We start from the raw sequence: 18,951 nt of genomic DNA, 5'->3' as shown, positions 1-18,951 counted from the left end.
TCTCTTCTTTTATTCTTGTTACTCTTATTTGGTTGGCGCTTTGCCAATCCATTTCTCATAGATTTTCGTATATTGACCGCTTGACTCCAACTTCTTCAATGCATCATTCACCGCGGCTTGAAGTGTTGTTTCACCTTTTTTAATCGCGATACCATAAGGCTCATCCGTGAACGGTTCGCCAACCACTTCGAAGTTCTTATCTTGCTCCATCATGCCATAGAGGATGGCATTATCTGTTGTCAACGTGTCCCCTTGACCCGCTTTCAGGGCGCTGAAAGCATCTTGGTAATTATCAAATTCAAGTATGGTGGCATCTGGGGATTTCGCTTTAATATTCGCAACGGAAGTAGCGCCTTTCACAGCCAACACTTTCGTTCCTTTTTTAACATCCGCTACACTCTTAATAGGGCTGCCTTTCTTGACGAGCAAAGATTGTCCTGCTTTAAAATAAACATCAGAAAACTCAACTTGTTTCTTCCGCTCTTCGGTAATCGTCATCGTCGCAACAATCATGTCAATCTCTTTGTTATCGAGCATCGGAATGCGTGTCTTGGACGTTACTTCTTTTAACTCAATTTTCTTCTCATCGCCGAGAATTTCTTTCGCTAATGCTTTCGCAATGTCGATGTCGAAGCCTTCAACTTCGCCGCCAGTCGGGTTTTTCAAACCGAATAGCTTGGTATCAAACTTCACACCAACGACAACTTTGCCTCTGCTTTTGATCTCATCCAGAACGGTCGCTCCACCTGCCGGCTTTGCAGTGCTTGGAGCGCTGCTTGCTGCCGGAGAGCTAGCCGGAGCGCTTGATGCGCCCCCTTTTGTGCCGTTAGAGGCACACCCCGCCAATGCAAATATCGTAATTAACATAAACATGAAATTCCACTTTTTTGACATCATGGTTTTGTTCATCTCCTTATTAATGGTTAAGTACCCGATTCAGAAATAATTTCGCTCTTTCTTCACGAGGGTTGACGAAGAATTCCTCGGGAGGTGACTCTTCTACAATCTGACCTTTGTCCATAAAAACAACACGATCGGCCACTTCACGGGCAAAGCCCATCTCGTGCGTAACCACAACCATCGTCATTCCTTCATTTGCAAGCGCCTTCATGACATCAAGAACCTCTCCGACCATCTCCGGATCCAAGGCTGATGTGGGCTCATCAAACAACATAATTTTCGGCTTCATCGCCAGTCCCCTCGCAATGGCCACACGCTGCTGCTGTCCACCTGATAACTGTGAAGGAAAACTGTACGCCTTATCCTGAATACCAACCTTATCCAGAAAATACATCGCGATCTCGTCGGCTTCTTTCTTAGCCATACCATGCACCTTCATCGGAGCAAGCGTAATGTTATCGATCACTTTCTTATGTGGATATAGATTGAAATGCTGGAATACCATGCCGATATCTCGACGCAGCTTGTTCATATCCATCTTCTTATCGCTGACCTTGAACTCATTCACGATAAGCTCACCGCTTGTGATGGTTTCCAGTCGGTTGATACACCTTAGCAGCGTACTCTTGCCTGAACCTGACGGACCTACAACGACAACGACTTCCCCCTGCTTGATCTGAAGATTAATTCCTTTGAGCACATGGAAATCGCCGTAATGCTTCTCTACTTGACGAAATGAGATCAATGGAACCCCCCCTTCGATGAATCATCATTGATGTAAACTGTTTGTTATGTAAATTAACACTTGATGTATTTAAATGATAAGGAAAAAACTATGAAATCTTATGCAATCCGACATTTAATTAAAAAAAATGATGACAGCAAGATACGAACCTTGTGTCCAATCAGCTTGGCATACTATAATATAACCCAGATAGATACCAACATTGAATGGCCCGGAGGTTCTAGAATAAATGGCGGGTAAACCCAAACGATCAACCTTCCGAACCCGACTGGAAGATATGGTCACGACATTACGCAGCGACATCGTAACTGGAAAACTTCAGCCCGGTGACTTTTTACCTTCCGAATTAACACTTGCTGAACAGTTTCAGCTTAGTAAAAATTCGGTTCGCAAAGGACTGGAAGCACTACTCGATCAGGAAATGATCGAAAAAGCGCCGCGAATCGGGACGCGCGTTGTTGGGACAGGTCGGAACGAAAAGCTTACATTGAAATTCGGTTATTACTCCACTCTTTCCCTTGAAGCTAATTTATTGGAGCTGGTCGAAAAGTTTCAACAGCAGCATCCGCATATTGTCGTCCAAATGATTCCTCTTTCGCATTCGTACTTTTCTCAGAACACGAAGGAAGCCATGGAGAGAGACGCGCTCGACCTTATCACTTTAAATACCCAAAACTACGAAACGGTTACTGAAACTGGAGCCGTCTTGGATATCCTAGAGCCGCTTGAACGAAAGAATGGCACGTATACCTTTCTGTCAGGACCTTTCACCAAAGACAGTCATTTGTATGTGCAGCCGTTTATTTTTTCACCGATCGTCTTGTGTTACAACCGAGATCATTTCAAGGAAGCAGCATTGCCAGAGCCGGATAGCAGTTGGAGTTGGAACGATGTCCAGAAAGCAGCGCTAGCCTTAACGCAAAAGCAGGACCGAATCGGCATCTTGTTTCACCTGCAATCCATCAATCGATGGCCGCTCTTTTTACTGCAAAACAAGGTCGTTTTTGAACGAGATCAGCATGGTAAGCTGATTTTCAACAACGATAATTTTCGGAAAGCCATGCAAACCAGCCTTGGGCTGTTTGAAGGAATGAACCCCGACACCGTCTATATGTCGGAGAATGACTCTGATGCCGAACGGTTTTTCTTGCAGCAAAAAACGTCCATGATTGTGACCAGCTATTACAGCTTGAACCATTTGCGTAATGCTGAATTCGCATATGACATCGCACCGCTTCCCTATTCGTTGGTAGCGAAGACTCAGCTCTTAATCATTGGTCTTGCGGTCATTAAGTCAAGCAAACAAAAGGAAGCAGCCCAAACTATGCTCGATTTTCTCGTTTCGAACGAAGCGCAGCTGCATATTCGCAAAACCACCCTTACCATTCCTAGTGTCAAAACGGCGGCGGAGTGGATCGGGGAAGAAACGTTGGCGCGTCCTTCCCGGTTCTTCATGTACCGGGACATCATCCCGACATTTAGTTTCTATAAAGACATGAATGTAACTTTCCACGAACTGGAAACCATGCGCCACATTCTCAAGCTTTACTGGGCACGGCTCGACGATTTCGAGACGGTTTGCCGAAGGCTGGAGGATAGCCTCTAAGAGAGATTTCCCAAAATAACGTATCAACGTTCCACTAACTAGAGTCGGGTGACTTTTGCCTTGCAATCGACAGAAAACAAAAACAAAAAAAAGAGATGGCAAGAATAACCTTGCCACCTCTTTTTTTTGTTTTCTATGCCCCTAAGTGAATATCTTTACGTTTGGGACAGCCTCGTTTGGTTATAATAAAGCTCTCCATTCTTAGTTGATATTGCCAGACCATTTTTGCCCCAGTACCTGATAGAACGGAGCACCTTGAGCATTCAGACCCTGCCATATTTGCAGTGAAACGACTTGCTGTTGTTTTCCCATCATAAGCCTGACCGTATAGGATACTCCATCATCGTCCGTTGCCTGACCCTGTATATAGGCACTACTCGATGTTACAACCAACCATTGAGCCGTTTTCAATTCCAGTTTTAATCCATTCGGCTCTGCATGAATCTTCAATTTTCCTTTTGGAAGATTTGCTTTTTCATCCATTTCCCATTCGGCTTCGATGTGTACTTTCTTAGCTTTGCTGCCAATCGCCGTATTTCCCTCGGTAATGGCAAACCATCCCTCAGCTTCCACCTCTTCTGCGCTGGAGCCGTATACAGCAAGAGTCACGTTCGACTCCGCTTTCGCATACCCGCTATTCATCAACAACTCTGTCTTCACCTGATATAATCCTGCTGGAAGCTGCTGATTCAAATAAACATTTCCTGTGACATCTGTCTGATATACAACCTGTAGCTCCGGAGCGGCATATGCCGTGAGTGTTCCATCCGGATTCATCTGTGAAATCGTAAATTGGATCGGCAGCCCAGCTATAGCTCCCAATTCTCCATCTTCCTGCTGAGAAACCTGAGCTGCTAGTTTCACCATCCCAACCAAAGCGGTAGTAGTGCCTGTGTAGGCGACTGACGCTGTTTCACGCTGTACAGTTATGCCGCCTTTTCCTTCGCTCGCTCCAGTATGCGTGATGTCATCCCGCTCGAAGACAGCCCGCACTTCATAAACAGCCTCCTCCATATTGGCCGGTACGCTTTGTGTCACTACATATGACAACACCGCCACGCCTTGTGCATTCGTCGAGGCACTTCCTATCGTCCCCCCATTCACTGAGAATTGTACGGAACGGTTTGCAAGTGGCTGGTCTTGAAGATCTGTCAACGTCGCGCTTAAAGTCGCCGTATCGCTATAAGTGGCTTCCGTTACTGTATTAACAGTCAATGAAGTGCCTTGATAAACGGTAACATTGATCGTATTCGTTCTGATCGCCGATTCACCTAAAGTGATATCGGCATAAACGTTCGCCGTTCCCGCCTTGAGCGCTTTAACCTCTCCATACACAACGGACAGAACAGTCGGGTCGCTGCTTGTGAAGGAAGTCGTGCCCCCTGCCAAGATGGCCGGCAGTCCGTTCTCCAGAACGCCGGAACTGATAATCGGCTCACTTTGCCCCTGATCCAGCGTAACCTTGGCCATTGATATTGAAGCTTGAGCCAAAGGAGCTTGTAGTTTAAACAGCGTCGGTCCCGAAGTATAGTAAATGCTTCCGTCTACACCCAAGTCCAACAGATTCGATTGCGTTTCCGTAAGTTTACGGTATTTCAGAGTCACAGGATCGAATACGGTTACGTTGCGAGCAATAGTCGTATACAGCAAGCCATCTTGCCCCCAGCGTAAATAAAAGGAACGCCATGGGCTACCACCACTTGCATTCGGGTAAATCAGCTTACTTTTCACAACCGCATTGGTGCTGGGATCCATCGCATAGATAGCATAAATGTCCCCCCCTTGATCACCCTTCCCCCATGCGCCGCCCCATAACAGTCCGTCAGGACCGAAAGACAAACCGCCGAGTAATTTAGGGGACGTCAGGCCAGGAATGACAGGTACAAACTCACCCAGCTTGGTACTTGTCGCAACATCCCATTTGAACAGTTTGGCCACCGCCGTGGGTGGCGTCGTTGTGCCGAGACCTCCGTCGATGGAGGTACCACCGTAGACAATGCCATCTTTATAGGCAAGCGCAATGATACTTTGATCTTCTACAACGTTACGGGTTGACGTCCAGTTATTCGTTGTTTCATTGTAAATGGTTAAACTGCCGCCCATTTTGCCGTAGAAAGGAATCGTTCCGATAAACAGCTTGTTATCGCCGGAAGCAAACGCATAAGGCCGATCTTGAGCATCGGGAACCGTGTAAACGAGCCCTGGATTATGCGATGGCGTTGATCCGTAATTGTAGGGCAGGCTTGCATCATAACGGTAAACGCGTGCTCCGCTATAAGCGCCGAAATAGGTCTTGCCATTCAAAAAGCCGATCTCCTCAACTTGATGGGGAGAGAACGGAGAAGAAATTTGAGCTTCATATTTTTGCGTTGACTGATCAAATACACTTAATCCATCCAGGAAACCACCGAGATATAGCTTGCCGTCCGGCCCTGCTGCGAGGCTTTGTATATTGACACCATCCCTTGCCATAGGCACCTGGATAGTCTGTATCGAATGATCCAACGGGTTATACAGCGTGTACTTGCCGTTCTCGTACAAGGTAGCCAACACTTGAACGCCATTAGGCAAAGTGATCCAATCAAACGCTCTACTCCCAGTCTCAGGGAGTCCAACCTCCGGCATTACGGCCTGCACCGTATTGGTTGAGACATTATATGTCCACAGATTGCTCGAAAATTTATTCCGGTAATAAAGCAGATTGGCGTCATAAGGAGACGGAGGTGAGATTTTGCCATCAAATGCCTCCGGATCTGTATAGGCAAATCGTTTCTTAACTTCAAACGTCTGTTCATCCAAGATGGCAAGCGATGTACCACGTGCAAGGTAAAGAAGTCCGTTGTAAGGAGAAATATTGTGCACGAAACCATCCACACCCGTGAACGGCATTTGAATCTCAAACTTTTCTCCACTTACCCGGTCGATTCGCATCAAATGCTCTTTGGAGCCGATCCCGACATACAAGTACTGATCGGTAACCCCGGCTCCTCGAGCATATTGTTCAACTGGATGCATGCTGCCTAGATCGGCAAACAAGCCTGTGTTGGTATCGTAACTAAAGACCTTGGCATTCGGATACGTAGAGCCGTATATGAGGCCATTAGAACTTGCATCCAAATCCCATACGAAATTATTGGAAGGATTATTCCCTACTTCTGTGATCTTTCGGAGTAACGGATCGTATTTCCAGAACTTACGATTGGCTGTAGCGGCAAAATAGACGTTCTTATCCGCCCCCACCGTCACCGCCCAAGTTTCTGTCGTACCAGGGACTGCCTCCGAGAAGTTAATACTTCCTGAAGCAGCATCAACGGCATAGAACGTCCCTGGATTGCCGTTGGCCACGAAATAGAGTTCGCCATTCCCTATCGCTCCCCCCATGGTTGTCGCCGTGAGCGTTGCTTTGCCCAAGTTGACGGGATTGCCATACTTAAATGGTAATTTAAGCGCGTCGCCCTTATAAGTAAATGAAACATCATCAAAGTGTGCTTTGCTGATCCCCCCTACCCCGGAATACAATAAAACCTTCGCTGTTTCTGCTTTATCCGGAGCTATCCCCTCTATTTTGATTTGCTTCCATGTATTCAGCGGTGTGCCATGTGAAACGGAGGATGTTCCAATTTCTTTGCCTGATTCATTATAAAATTTGATATAAATGCTTACGCCTCCTCCGGATACTAAGTAAACGCTGGCTTTCGCTTCATATATGCCGTCTTCTTTCACACTGATCGCTTGAGTGCTCAGCCCAACGGATTTATCCGTATAGGTGTCATCAAGGAGAAGACTAGACAACCCGCTGTTCTGCTCCGTCTTACTTATCGACACAGAGCCCGCAGGCGTACCCGTGAACAACCCCCAACCAGGAATAGTTGATCCCGAAGCAGGATCTTCAAATCCGGGATTGAGCACGGCAATCGTATCGGCCACGCGGTAAAACTGGGCCTCGTCCACATATGCCGTCATGGTAGTACCCGATGAAGCATACACGAAGACCGTCGCAAAGGCTGCATCCGCCGGAGCAATACCTTGGGCTCGAATGTCCAGCCATTTGTTTAACGGAGAAGCGGTGAGATTATAAGTCGCCTGTTTGTTCAAAGGTTTCCCCGCTGCGTCGTGCCAGCGAATCCAAAGAGCAGGAGTTCCTGTAAAGTTTTCGATATACAACTTGACTGCTGCCTCAAAAGATTTTCCGGACGTTACAGCCAGCTTTACGCTTTCCGCTCCAAGCGCCCCTGCCACTGCCCCAGTTCTCTCCATCTTCAAGCTTCTATTGCCTGCGAATTTGATCGTTTCTGACAAAGAGAGCCCTGAAGGTATTCCGGCAGAAAAATAACCCCAGCCCGGAATTTTGCCTGATACCAAATCTTGTTCGAATCCGGAGTTGGGCACCGGAATGATCTCCGCCGCCTCAGCGGCTCGTACGTTGGAGGGCAAGTAAAAAGCTAAGCATAGTAAAGCCAACAATCCCAACAACCATTTGGATAACGTGCTTCTTCCAACCATTGATATAGCCATTCTCATCATCCTTTTTCAAAATTCTACCCGATCGGCAGTGTGTGTGGTGATAGGCGAGATTGATGTAATGCTTTTGTGAAATCGCTTACATACCGTGTATAAACGAACTAATGAGAAAAAGTTGTAACCTGACCAGTCAAGGAGCATGACAACGCTATTTTTAAATAAAAATGGCTAGAAATATCTATAATACTCTCATGGACTAGTAGGATTTGATGAAGGAAAACGAGGTACGCATCAACAATGAATGGCATTGAACACTTGTACAATATTGGCTTTGAGCGTTTCTTTGGGGATCGTATACAAATAGCAGTAACTACAACATTTCAAAAGATACAGGTACAGCACTTACTTGTTTTTCAGCTTCTACTTCTTGCTCCTTCCCATAATCAATGAGAACGCCTAATACGTCTCGTGGAGATTTGCGAAGTAATTCGTAAGCCACTGTCATAGATGATAAAGCCATCTCATGCGTGATAAGTGCTTGGATGGAAAACCGTCGTTCAGAAAGTAAACGGATAAATTCCGCCATGTTGCGACCTTCTGTCCAACGTACGTAACCGATCGGATAGTCAACGCCCTTGCTTTCGTAGCTGTCATGATACCGCCCAGGACCACCAGCGCGCGAGATAAGCACCTGTGCCTCTTTGGCAAACATCAACTCCCGATCGAAGTCCATCTTCACATCGCCGACGATGACGATTTTCCCCCTGTCGCGAATCCAGCGTAGAGCCTGATCAATAATGCCGGAATTGGCACCATTGGCACAGATGATAACCGCATCAACACCTTCATGCTGATGTAGTGAATCGATGGTACGGTTGACATCCTGTACATTGTCACACACTTGTACGGCACCGGCTTCCGAAAGCTTGGCGCAGCGTTCTGCCAACAAATCAAGCCCGATTACCCTACTGCCGGAAACGTCTGTAATCCGACATACGATTTGTCCCAGAATACCTAGTCCAACCACGACAACCGATTCTCCAAAACGCAAATCCGCTTGACGCAGCGCATGAATAGCGATCGCACCGAGTCCGACGAAGGACGCTTCTTTCGAACTGCATTCCTCCGGAAGCGGAACAACCAAAAGCTTAGGCACCACTAAGAATTCCGCATGCTTAACATAAGGAGAACCGTAACAAGCGACTCTCTGCCCTACCTTCACATGGGAGACGCCTTCGCCGATTTCCCGCACGATTCCCATCGCACTGTAACCAAGTTGAATGGGAGTATCGGTCATCAGGTTTTTCAGCAGAAGCTCTGTGCCTGAACTAATTGCAGAGTAGCAGGTTTCAACACGTACATGGTTCGTTTCAATGGAAGGTTCTTCAATGTCTAAGACTTCAACCTTGCCTTTCAAGGAAATGACGGCTTTCATCTCTTTCCTCCTTTCGTCATTGGTATTTATCTGGATCATATGATTCATGTTAAGCGATAGTAAAAGGACTGTCAAACCTTTTTTCATAGGCATTTCGTCCTTTTCTTCTGCAAATAGATTTAGATAAGAATCAAATAAGAACCAGTGATTATGATATAATCAACTTTAAGATGGGGGGGGGAACTAGCATGAAGAATGATATGCTCTCTTCTCTGCTGGAAACAGCCGAGCTAAAAGTGTTAAAGTTTGATATCCATCGCCGTCGCGAGATGAACTACCGGAACCGTGTATTTCAAGAGTATTACATGATGACCTATGTGAGAAAAGGCTCGGCCAAACTCAAGGTTCAGGACAACATCTATGTGATTGAACCGGGATCCGTCATTTTTATCCCTACTTTTCTGGAACACGACCAATATAAAGATAGTGATGAGGAAACCGAGTTTCTCTGGTGGCATTTCACTTACAAGATTCAGAATGTGATCGATGTGCTGCCGTTTTTACAGATCCCTTATATCTATCCGCTGAAAAATCACAAAAAATTCGAGGCCGTATTCGACGAATTCGTACTATCCACCACAAGGGAAGGCCATATCCCTAACATCATTTTGCAAAAAGCAAAATCTCTTGAATTGCTTTACTTGTTATTGGACAACGCTTTGGGAAGTATGAATACCTCGGATTTGAGACAGCAGTCTCACAGCTTTTTGTCCATTTTATTGAAAATTGTAACCCAGCCCGAGGCTTCGCTTTCATTAGCGGATTTAGCCAAGGAATTACATATGAATCCAACCTACGTAAGCAACCACTTCAAAGCGATGTTCGGCAAATCACCGATCCTGCTGCATCGAGAGATTAAGATCGCAAAAGCGAAATCGCTTTTGGAAATGCAGGAAATGAACATCACCGAAATCAGCAGCACTCTCGGATTTAATGACCTCCAAACCTTTACCCGCCTTTTCAAGAAATACACGGGCATTTCCCCTGCTCAATACAAGCGTTTGTTTGATAAAAATATTTAAAAATGCTTCCAGCTGCACGACCTGTATAAGTGTTAAACTTCAGCAAAGTTGTGCTCTATTTTTGTAAATCCGATACCTATACACTAATCTTGAGGGTCAATGAACCCGTTCGAGGAGGTAGGGAAATGGAAACACTGCGTATCGTTTTCACAGAAAAGCAAAAGGTTGAGGTCCGAAAGGAAACATTCGATCCTACAATCGGCCAGACCGAAATTTTATGTGCCGCTCTATGTTCCCTGATTAGTACAGGGACAGAGCTTCAATGCCTTAGAGGTGTATTTGACCCCGATACCAACTGGTCGGACTGGGTGAAGTATCCTTTCTATCCCGGTTATTGTATGGTGGCTGAAGTGCTTGAAGTTGGCCCTGAAGTTACGGGAATACAAAAAGGCGATCGCGTATTTGTCGAGAATTCGCATTCGCAATATTTTAAAACAGATGCCAAGCATGCCTATCTTCTTCCGCAGAATATCAGCGCCGAGCAAGGCGCATGGATCAATCTTTCCAAAACAACACAACTTGGTGTAAGAAGAGCAGAGCTGCAGCTAGGAGAAACGGTAGGCGTCATCGGTCTCGGACTTCTCGGACAGCTGGTTACTCAATATTTATATCTGTCTGGGGTGAAAGAGATTTTCGCCATCGATCCTGCTGAGAGCCGTTTACAGCTGGTTCAAGAACGACCGGGCATTCATCTGCTTCCCATGGATGCGGGAAAAGCACATGAAGAAATCAAGCATAAAACAGATGGCAGGATGCTGGATGTTATCTTCGACATTACCGGACATCCGGCCGTTTTAGCCCAAGCCACTCGGCTCGTCAAGCCTTTGGGACGAGTTATTTTGCTGGGAGATACAGCTACACCTTCTGAGCAGGGAATGGGGCGCAATGTTGTGTCTAATTCCGTTTCCATTCTGGGTATCCACGCCCAAATGAATTACAAAGGTTGGAATCATCCTGAAATGGCCGCCTTATTTTTAAGTTATCTCGCGCAGGGACGAATGGACGTGTTACCTTTGATTACCCATTATTATTCTCCATCAGAGGCCCCGCAGGTGTACGATTCATTGGTGCAAAACCGTAGTTCTGCCATGGGCGTTCTGTTTGATTGGACGAAATTAATGGGAGGAAGCGAATTGTGAAATCACAATTGAGGGTAGGACTAATTGGATGCGGGGCCATTTTACAGCGCCGCCATTTGCCTGAGTACCTTGCACATAAGGATGTAGTCATTGTAGCTGTATGTGATCCTAATTTGGAACGCGCACAAGAAGTCGCTAGACAGTTTGGTATACCGAATGCATACCAAACACATCAACAATTGCTGCAGAGTGGCGGCATTGACGCTGTTTCCGTCTGTACCCCGAATCATCTTCACAGCTCGGTGTCCATTGAAGCCATGGAATTGGGCATTCACGTACTGGTCGAAAAGCCGATGGCCACCTCTCTGAAAGAAGCGGAAGCTATGATTCGCACGGCCAAAGAACAGAATGTGTTTTTGATGGTCGGCCACAATCAAAGGTTTATGCCGGCACATCGCAAAGCGAAAGACATTTTACAATCCGGAAAATTAGGCAAGGTGTTAAGCTTTAGTACGGTATTTGGTCATTCTGGACCCGAACATTGGAGCATAGATGGCAAAAACAGCTGGTTTTTCAACCAGGAGCACGCCTTTTCCGGGGCATTAGGGGATTTAGGCATCCATAAAGCGGATTTGATCCACTGGCTGTTGGAAGACAGTTTCATGGAAGTCACGGCATTTTGCTCGACGCTGCATAAACCTACGAACGTGGACGATCACTCGATGATATTATTGAAAACAGCGAGCGGAACCGTTGGCTCGCTAACAGCCAGTTGGACCAATTACGCGAATGAAATAAACGCCACTATTTTATACTGCGAAAAAGGTACACTAAAAATCGGAACCGATGACCGTTTCGGAGTGATCGTTGAATACTCAGACGGTATGAGGGATTACCATGAAGTCGGGGCATTGCAAACCAATAAGGCTGGGGAGCAGCATAATTCGGGTGTTATTCATCATTTTGTCGAAGGTATTCTGTCTGGAAGCGGCCATGAAATTACCGGAGTGGATGGGTACAGAGCACTTCAGACCATACTTGCGGGTATGGAATCTCAGCAATTGAAGAAAGTCGTCGTTATTCCGGAGCTGGTGGTAATTAACTAATTCTTTTCTACAATAAAATGTAAAAAGTGCCCCTCCCACGCGATTGCAATGAGAGTGGCACTTTTGTCTACAAATCTTGCATTCGATGTTTATTCTGCTGACGAAACTCCCCAGGTCTGATTCCAGTCGCTCTCTTAAAGACTACACTCATATATTCTGTATGCTTAAAGCCGATGCGTTCGGCGATGACGGCTAATGAAAGTTTTGTATCAAGAAGTAGTTTTTTTTACAAGCTTAAGTTTTACATTTATGATTTCATCATGTGGTGTGCGACCCAATACTTTCTGAAATCGGCTTTCCAATATACGACGCGAAACCTTAAGTTGATCAAGAATATCTTGAACTTGAATGTCATCATAAGCATGATTGCGAATAAATCGTACGGCATCAGATACCATTTTATCCTCTACGGCAAGAACATCTGTTGACAATCGGACTTGAACATTTAAGGGTTCAATCAAGTGCATTTGTCCCCCTATTACTTCACCTGACATCATACGTTCGAGTAACTCCGCTGCTTGGTAGCCTGTTTTGACGGCATTCGTTTGGATGCTGGATAAGGGGGGATTGGATAATTCGCACAAGAGCTCATCGTTATCCACACCCAAGACAGCCACTTCATCAGGAACGGGAATCCGAGCAATGCGACAAGCCTCGAGAAGCTGTTGGCCGCAAATGTCATAGCACGCCATTATCCCTATTGGCTTGGGTAGGTCATACAACCATTGGACCAGCTTGTCTTTTTCTGTCTTCCATGATTTTTCACCTAATAGATTTTCAGAGGCTTCAAAAGCATGGCAATGATAGCCTCTCTCCGCAAGATAGACCTCCAAATAGGTGCATCGTAATTTAGACCATCGAAAACGAGAGTCCCCGTAAAATCCTATATGTTTAAAACCTCGTTCGAGAAAATGCTCTGCAGCCAATTGAGCAATGGATTGGTCATTGGTCTCTACATAAGGAAGGCTCGGAATCATTCTTGAGGCACTGAGGTCCACTGTTGGAAGACACGCGTCCTTAATAAACCGCGCGGTTTGCTCGTTTTCTATACGGGCGATAATACCATCACCCTGCCACTCACGAAGCCAACTCAAATCGGTGTTATTTCGGCTATATTCACTGAGAAATATCGACCAAGGACGGTTTTCGCGCAAATAGGTGTTTATCCCGCTAAGAAGTCCACGAGCGTACCCATTCGAAGTTTCAATTAAAAGAGCAACCTGTTTTTGCTGTGGATTCGTTATGGATAAGTTTTCGTTGAATCTTGATGTGAATAAACTCATTCGCAAACACCCCTTTACGCACTAGTAACTAATATATGGTTATATTCTACTATTTACAACTATAAAAGAACAGGTGAAAAATCTCATTTTAAAAAGCAAATAATCTCATCGACTTCCTTTGTTGTTTGGTCTAAAGTCAATTTATAAACGGAATATGATAGGAGGATCCACCTGTGTCTTCAAAAATACGAGTCGCCATTGTTGGTTTAGGCTTTGGAGCAGAATTTATTCCAATCTATCAAAATCATCCCCATGTGGACATGTACGCCATCTGTCAAAGAACAACGGATAAATTGAATCAAATAGGTGACCATTTCGGTATCCAAGTTAGATATTCCAGTTTTGATGACATGCTGAAGGACGACAACATTGATGCCATACATATTAATTCACCAATTCCAAACCATGCCGAGCAAAGCATTGCGGCATTGATGGCAGGCAAGCATGTAGCTTGTACAGTCCCTATGGCAACGACAGTTGAAGATTGTAGGCGAATAGTCGAAGCTGGGCAGCTGTCTGGGAAGAATTATATGATGATGGAAACCTGCGTTTACACCCGCGAGTTTCTATATGTGAAAGCATTGCGGGACAGCGGCCAACTTGGGAGGATTCAGTTCCTGCGCGGAGCTCATCAACAAGAGATGTCAGGCTGGCCTGGATATTGGGAAGGGCTCCCACCCATGCATTATGCGACGCACGCGGTAAGTCCATTGCTCGCACTTGCCGACAAGGAAGCAGAATTCGTTTCGTGCCTAGGTTCTGGACAAATAGCTGACAATCTTGCTGCAAAATATGGGTCACCTTTTGCAGTCGAATCCGCGTTATTCCGACTTCGTGACTCTAATCTTGCCATGGAGGTTACGCGTTCTCTATTTGAAACATCCCGTGAATATGTTGAAAGCTTCGACGTTTATGCGGATCAAATGAGCTTTGAATGGCAGCAGTTAGAAGGAGAAGAACCTATTATCTTCACCGGAGAGAACGCCCAGCGGGTTACAATTCCAGATTATGCAAACTTGCTCCCAGAAGGCATACGTAAATATACGATGCAGGGTGTCTACGATTCGGCAGATAACGTACATTTATCCTTTAAACAAGGAAACGGGCATGGTGGCTCCCATCCGCATTTGGCACATGAATTTATCATGAGCATAGTTGAGAAGCGTGAGTCTTTCCCAAATAGCTATACGTCTGCCAATTGGACTTGTGCCGGCATATGCGCACATGAATCCGCCATGAACAATGGTGCGCAAGTGAAGCTGCCAATATTCCGTTAAATCATATGGAGGTCATCCCCATGGATATTCCTTATTTAAGAGCTGAAAATGATGAACAAAGCATACGTATTTATCGTGGTAATCATCCAGATCCGATTCTTGTACAGAATGCACAAACACATCAACGTCCCTTTATTCACCCCATCCTTGCTCCGGATGGAAATGGTGTGTTAACTGAAAATGCTCCGCCTCATCACCCCTGGCAGCATGGCATTTATATCGGTTTGAATGATGTAAATGGCATTGGATTTTGGGAGGAAGGCATTAATCATCATCCAAAGGACGGCAGCTTTCACCCTCTGCCGCTCAAGCCTGCGGTTATTAATCTACACCATGCTTCATGGGAGATTGAAACATGGTGGCGCGATCCAGAAGGAAACCACATGATAACAGAACGGCAGCAATGGAGTCTGCATGATCTGAGGAGTACATATGAGCTTGATTTCCAATGGTCCTTACGAGCAGAAATCAAGCTAACTTTCGGACGTTACGATTACGGCGGTCTTTTCCTTCGTATGCCTTATCGTCATGAACTAGGAGGCGAAGCGCTCAATAGTGAAGTTCAAATAAATGGTGAAGCAGAGGGAAAACGTGCCCGTTGGGTTTCCTGCAGAATGCCGATTGAAGGCCGAACTGATAACGCTGGCTTTGTGCTTATGGATCATCCGAACAATGCTGAACATCCTGTGCCATGGCGTGTTGATGGACAATTAGGTATTTCACCAAGCCGGTGTATTGCAGGTCAGTGGATGCTTGGTAAAGGAGAAACACAAATCCATCAATATCGGATACTCGTATTTTGTGGTGATATGGATCCATCCCATGTGAATAACAACTGGCGAAATTTTGCGTCAAAAATATCAATTTACAAGGAGTGAATCCTATTATGAGAAGCGTTATTATCGTCCATCCTAGCTTCGATGCGACCTGGCCGTGGACCGCGGACCACTTTCACACACTTTGGAAAGCCCAAGGATCAACTGATTTTATTCGATTGGCCCCTAATGAGTTAAAAACGCTTGGCGAGCTTGTTCCCGAACCCGGCAGCGTTACCCGTTTGATTTCTTTAAATGTAGCTGTAACATCCGATTGCTTACATGCTTTCAGTAGTTTAAAAGAAGCCGTTATTACAACCTGCTCCTATGGGAGTCCTGTAACGGAAGAACAAATGGCCATTTTGAAAGATGCAGGGGTTAACATGTACACGCATCCAAGCGAAGGTTATTGGGGACAATCGGTATCCGAATTTGGTCTGGCGCTAACCTTATGTGGTTTACGTAGAATTCCTCAAACGCATCATGACATCATTTCAAGCTTGCAGCCCTGGAATTATGAACCTGAGAATGGTGTAGGCACACCGAAAAAAAGAGGAGAACAGTTTTGTGACGATCCCAACTTTACGAATGGAACCGTTGAAGGTAAACGAGTCCGTATTGTTGGGGCAGGCAATATTGCTTCCCGTTATGCAAGCTTTGTCAGCATGCTTGGGGCAGACGTTGCGGCGTGGGATCCCTTCGCTACGGAACCTTCATTTCACCGTGCAGGAGCTAGAAAAGAATGGCATTTGAGTCAACTCATCCATGATGCTGAGATTTTCGTACCCATGGTGCCATTAACAGAGCAAACAAGAGGACTACTTACATCGGAACATATTCATTCACTGCCTAAAGGATGTTTAGTGGTACTGGTAACGAGAGCGGAAATTTGCGATATGCAGGCAATTCGTGAGCGTGTTCTTAAAGATGAGATTAGCCTTGCAGCAGATGTATTTGATATCGAGCCCTTACCATTGCAGGACTCGCTGTTAGGAAGACACAATGTTGTTCACACCCCACATAACGCTGGACGAACTGTGCAGGCGAATCAACGTTGGGCCGAAAAACTAGTCGAACAGTTCCTTCCGATTTCACAATATGAATAAAAAAATAAATCAAAAGTGCCCCTCTCATGTGATTACATGTAGAGAGGCACTTTTTTTATGTTCGATATGCCATCGTATGGATTTTGGAAAATCCCCCTATTGTGTTATCTAGCCGGAACAACAGTAAACGTAGTCTTATCCGCTTTCTTCTTCTCCACTATCGTGGGAATTCGGTCAATTTTAATAACATCTATGACGCCACTTTCATTTTTAGTTAGAGTCAACGACAAAATCATTCCCCGAATCGTATTCTCACTTCTCGTCAGCTTCGACGATACGAAGTTGCCTAAGGAGGAAGCAGCGACTCGATTACGCACCTTACCATCGTTGTCTTTCACTACGGTCTGAGTTAACGGGTGCAGCACATGAGGATGTGAACCTAAGATTACGTTAACGCCTTGTTTAAAGAGGAACTGTATCAATTGTTTCTGATCCCTGCTCGGGTACGTCTGATACTCTTTCCCAAAATGTAAGCATACTATGATGAAATCGGTTTTGTTTTTCAATTGGCGGATATCTGCAATCATTTTTTTTCGATCAAATGGATTAACCATCCATCGATGAGGAACAGGTATGGCATTCGTCCCTTTGGTATAGGCCAAAATGCCAATATTCACCCCTTTTACACGCATGATCAGATGCTGATTAGCTTCATTAAGGGTACGAGAAGTCCCCGTATGTTTGAGCCCATGTTGATCGAGGATCTTCAATGTTCGCTTTAAGCCGACTGCACCACCATCCATACAATGGTTATTGGAAGTTGTTAATACATGAAACCCTACGTTTTTTAGCGTTGCTGCTAATGCATCCGGGCAATTGAATACGGGATACCCTGTTCTCGGATTTCTTCGTTCCATTGGACAATTGCATTTGGGTCGGATTCCCATCGCGCCTAATTTCCTGTTCCCGGAGAAGGTCGTCTCTAGATTACCAATCGAAAGATCGTGGTTCATTAGATAAGGTTTAATGGGTTCAAAAATAGAGTCAAACGAATATCCGTCTCCTTGTTTAGCAGAGTCAATGATTTCACTTTTCATCAACAAATCTCCCACAGCGGCAATCGTTATTTGCACCAATGCTTTCACTCCTCTCATGAGCACATTATTCGATGAAAGGGGGTGTTGATTGCAAAATAGGCTGAGCTTTGGAAGAAGAACCTCCATTCCCACTTCAGGTGGATTTGGAGGTTCCTTTACGAAAATTCGTGACTGACTCCTTGTGCTGAGCCCATACAACGTATGGCTAGCTCCAGCCGCTGTGCGTAATCCTTAGCGCTGCCCCGTTTTCACCAGCAACCCGTTCGGAAGCTTGGCATCCCAATTACCCGGGACTGGTAGACCCAGCGCAGACAGCACGACGGCAGCCGTGTCCATGATAGTCAGGCCAACCAAATCAGCCTCTGATTGAACGCCAGAACCACGGCAGCCCCAGAAAATCGTCATATCTTTCGGATGATCGCTGCCATGATTGAAAGCATCCAAGCCTCCGCCACCATGATCCGTCGTTACGATAATCAGACTGTCTTCCAGCATTCCGGCATTTAAAATGGCTTTACTGATCTCACCGATTTGTTTGTCTGCACGCGAGATCGCCTTTAAGTACTCCTCGGAGCCATACCCATGCTGATGGCCGGCAGCATCCACATCATCCAATTGAACGAACAGCAGCTCAAAATCCGGATTGTTACGGATATACGCGACAATGGCAGGAACCAACTCTTCATCTGGTGCAGCGTATTTATATACCGATTCGTTCTCTTCAATGATTCCGGTCTGGATCGGTTTCCATGAGACGAAGGATGCCATTTGGCTGTTAGGTTTGGCTTCGCTTATGATTTGAAATAAGGAAGGCGCATCCGAGGCTATTGGGTAGTTCTGTTCCATTTTAATATTCAAATGGGACTCATGCCTCTCAGGCGTTACACCATGCAGCAGAGAACCCCAGCATTCCCCGCTATTGGAGGGAAATACGGTCTGGGCATGATTCGTTTTGGCTCCGCCCAGGAGGAGTACATCGATATACGGCGTATCAGCTTCGCTGACGAACGCCCCTGCTCCATCAATACCAAGAATGATGACTCTTTTGACCGCCATTGATGATGCCATTGTCAATCCCT

Annotated in this window: 14 protein-coding genes and 1 pseudogene; 7 read left to right on the top strand and 8 right to left on the bottom strand. The window is 45.6% G+C overall.

Annotated elements, in window-relative coordinates:
- Positions 1 to 24: 24 nt before the first annotated feature.
- Complete coding sequence (locus tag QFZ80_RS37275; RefSeq protein WP_373460328.1) at positions 25 to 897, bottom strand: glutamate ABC transporter substrate-binding protein; 873 nt, start codon at positions 895 to 897, stop codon at positions 25 to 27.
- A 19-nt stretch (positions 898 to 916) separates the two neighbouring features.
- Entirely contained in the window at positions 917 to 1,645 is a 729-nt protein-coding gene (locus tag QFZ80_RS37270; protein ID WP_307550115.1) for an amino acid ABC transporter ATP-binding protein, read from the bottom strand.
- Positions 1,646 to 1,874: 229 nt separating this feature from the next.
- Here QFZ80_RS37270 and QFZ80_RS37265 point away from each other — a divergent pair, with 229 nt between their 5' ends.
- Complete coding sequence (locus QFZ80_RS37265) at positions 1,875 to 3,251, top strand: extracellular solute-binding protein (RefSeq protein WP_307563644.1); 1,377 nt, start codon at positions 1,875 to 1,877, stop codon at positions 3,249 to 3,251.
- A 201-nt stretch (positions 3,252 to 3,452) separates the two neighbouring features.
- On the opposite strand, the gene QFZ80_RS37260 is transcribed toward QFZ80_RS37265, so the two are convergent.
- Positions 3,453 to 7,766, bottom strand: coding sequence for a hypothetical protein (locus QFZ80_RS37260; RefSeq protein ID WP_307563642.1), 4,314 nt, complete (start codon positions 7,764 to 7,766; stop codon positions 3,453 to 3,455).
- A 316-nt stretch (positions 7,767 to 8,082) separates the two neighbouring features.
- Positions 8,083 to 9,147, bottom strand: coding sequence for a zinc-dependent alcohol dehydrogenase (locus QFZ80_RS37255; RefSeq protein WP_307563640.1), 1,065 nt, complete (start codon positions 9,145 to 9,147; stop codon positions 8,083 to 8,085).
- 188 nt (positions 9,148 to 9,335) lie between these two features.
- Between QFZ80_RS37255 and QFZ80_RS37250 the strand changes: the two genes are divergently transcribed.
- From QFZ80_RS37250 to QFZ80_RS37240, 3 genes are all read left to right on the top strand, one after another.
- Positions 9,336 to 10,169, top strand: coding sequence for a helix-turn-helix domain-containing protein (locus tag QFZ80_RS37250; RefSeq protein ID WP_307563639.1), 834 nt, complete (start codon positions 9,336 to 9,338; stop codon positions 10,167 to 10,169).
- Between the two features lie 125 nt (positions 10,170 to 10,294).
- On the top strand, positions 10,295 to 11,308 hold the full coding sequence (locus QFZ80_RS37245; RefSeq protein ID WP_307563638.1) for a zinc-binding dehydrogenase: 1,014 nt from the start codon (positions 10,295 to 10,297) through the stop codon (positions 11,306 to 11,308).
- Complete coding sequence (locus QFZ80_RS37240) at positions 11,305 to 12,354, top strand: Gfo/Idh/MocA family protein (protein ID WP_307550131.1); 1,050 nt, start codon at positions 11,305 to 11,307, stop codon at positions 12,352 to 12,354. Before QFZ80_RS37245 ends, QFZ80_RS37240 begins: the two co-directional genes overlap by 4 nt.
- A gap of 67 nt (positions 12,355 to 12,421) precedes the next feature.
- On the opposite strand, the pseudogene QFZ80_RS39260 reads toward QFZ80_RS37240, so the two are convergent.
- Positions 12,422 to 12,553 (bottom strand): annotated as a pseudogene (locus QFZ80_RS39260) (helix-turn-helix transcriptional regulator); the annotation flags it as partial.
- Between the two features lie 10 nt (positions 12,554 to 12,563).
- Positions 12,564 to 13,637 carry an AraC family transcriptional regulator gene (locus QFZ80_RS37235; RefSeq protein WP_307563636.1) on the bottom strand — a complete coding sequence of 358 codons (1,074 nt, stop codon included), beginning with the start codon at positions 13,635 to 13,637 and terminating at the stop codon, positions 12,564 to 12,566.
- A 173-nt stretch (positions 13,638 to 13,810) separates the two neighbouring features.
- Between QFZ80_RS37235 and QFZ80_RS37230 the strand changes: the two genes are divergently transcribed.
- Genes QFZ80_RS37230 through QFZ80_RS37220 form a run of 3 tightly spaced genes read left to right on the top strand, consistent with a single transcriptional unit; the run spans position 13,811 to position 16,835 of the window.
- On the top strand, positions 13,811 to 14,914 hold the full coding sequence (locus QFZ80_RS37230; RefSeq protein ID WP_307550134.1) for a Gfo/Idh/MocA family protein: 1,104 nt from the start codon (positions 13,811 to 13,813) through the stop codon (positions 14,912 to 14,914).
- 20 nt (positions 14,915 to 14,934) lie between these two features.
- A complete protein-coding gene (locus tag QFZ80_RS37225) occupies positions 14,935 to 15,792 on the top strand; it encodes a DUF6807 family protein (RefSeq protein ID WP_307563634.1) in 858 nt (285 codons plus the stop codon).
- An 8-nt stretch (positions 15,793 to 15,800) separates the two neighbouring features.
- Positions 15,801 to 16,835 (top strand): NAD(P)-dependent oxidoreductase, encoded by a 1,035-nt coding sequence (locus tag QFZ80_RS37220; protein ID WP_307563632.1) that lies wholly within the window; start codon positions 15,801 to 15,803, stop codon positions 16,833 to 16,835.
- A gap of 104 nt (positions 16,836 to 16,939) precedes the next feature.
- Here the strand turns inward: QFZ80_RS37220 and QFZ80_RS37215 are convergent, their stop codons facing one another.
- Positions 16,940 to 17,908: a CapA family protein gene (locus QFZ80_RS37215; RefSeq protein WP_307555801.1), complete on the bottom strand. Its 969-nt coding sequence runs from the start codon at positions 17,906 to 17,908 to the stop codon at positions 16,940 to 16,942.
- Positions 17,909 to 18,103: 195 nt separating this feature from the next.
- Complete coding sequence (locus QFZ80_RS37210; protein ID WP_307563630.1) at positions 18,104 to 18,940, bottom strand: alkaline phosphatase family protein; 837 nt, start codon at positions 18,938 to 18,940, stop codon at positions 18,104 to 18,106.
- Between the last annotated feature and the right edge of the window lie 11 nt (positions 18,941 to 18,951).

This window comes from Paenibacillus sp. V4I7, from assembly GCF_030817275.1.
Classification (GTDB): domain Bacteria; phylum Bacillota; class Bacilli; order Paenibacillales; family NBRC-103111; genus Paenibacillus_E.
The sequence above is the reverse complement of the archived record's forward strand: the minus strand, read 5'-3'. Positions and strand labels throughout refer to the sequence as shown.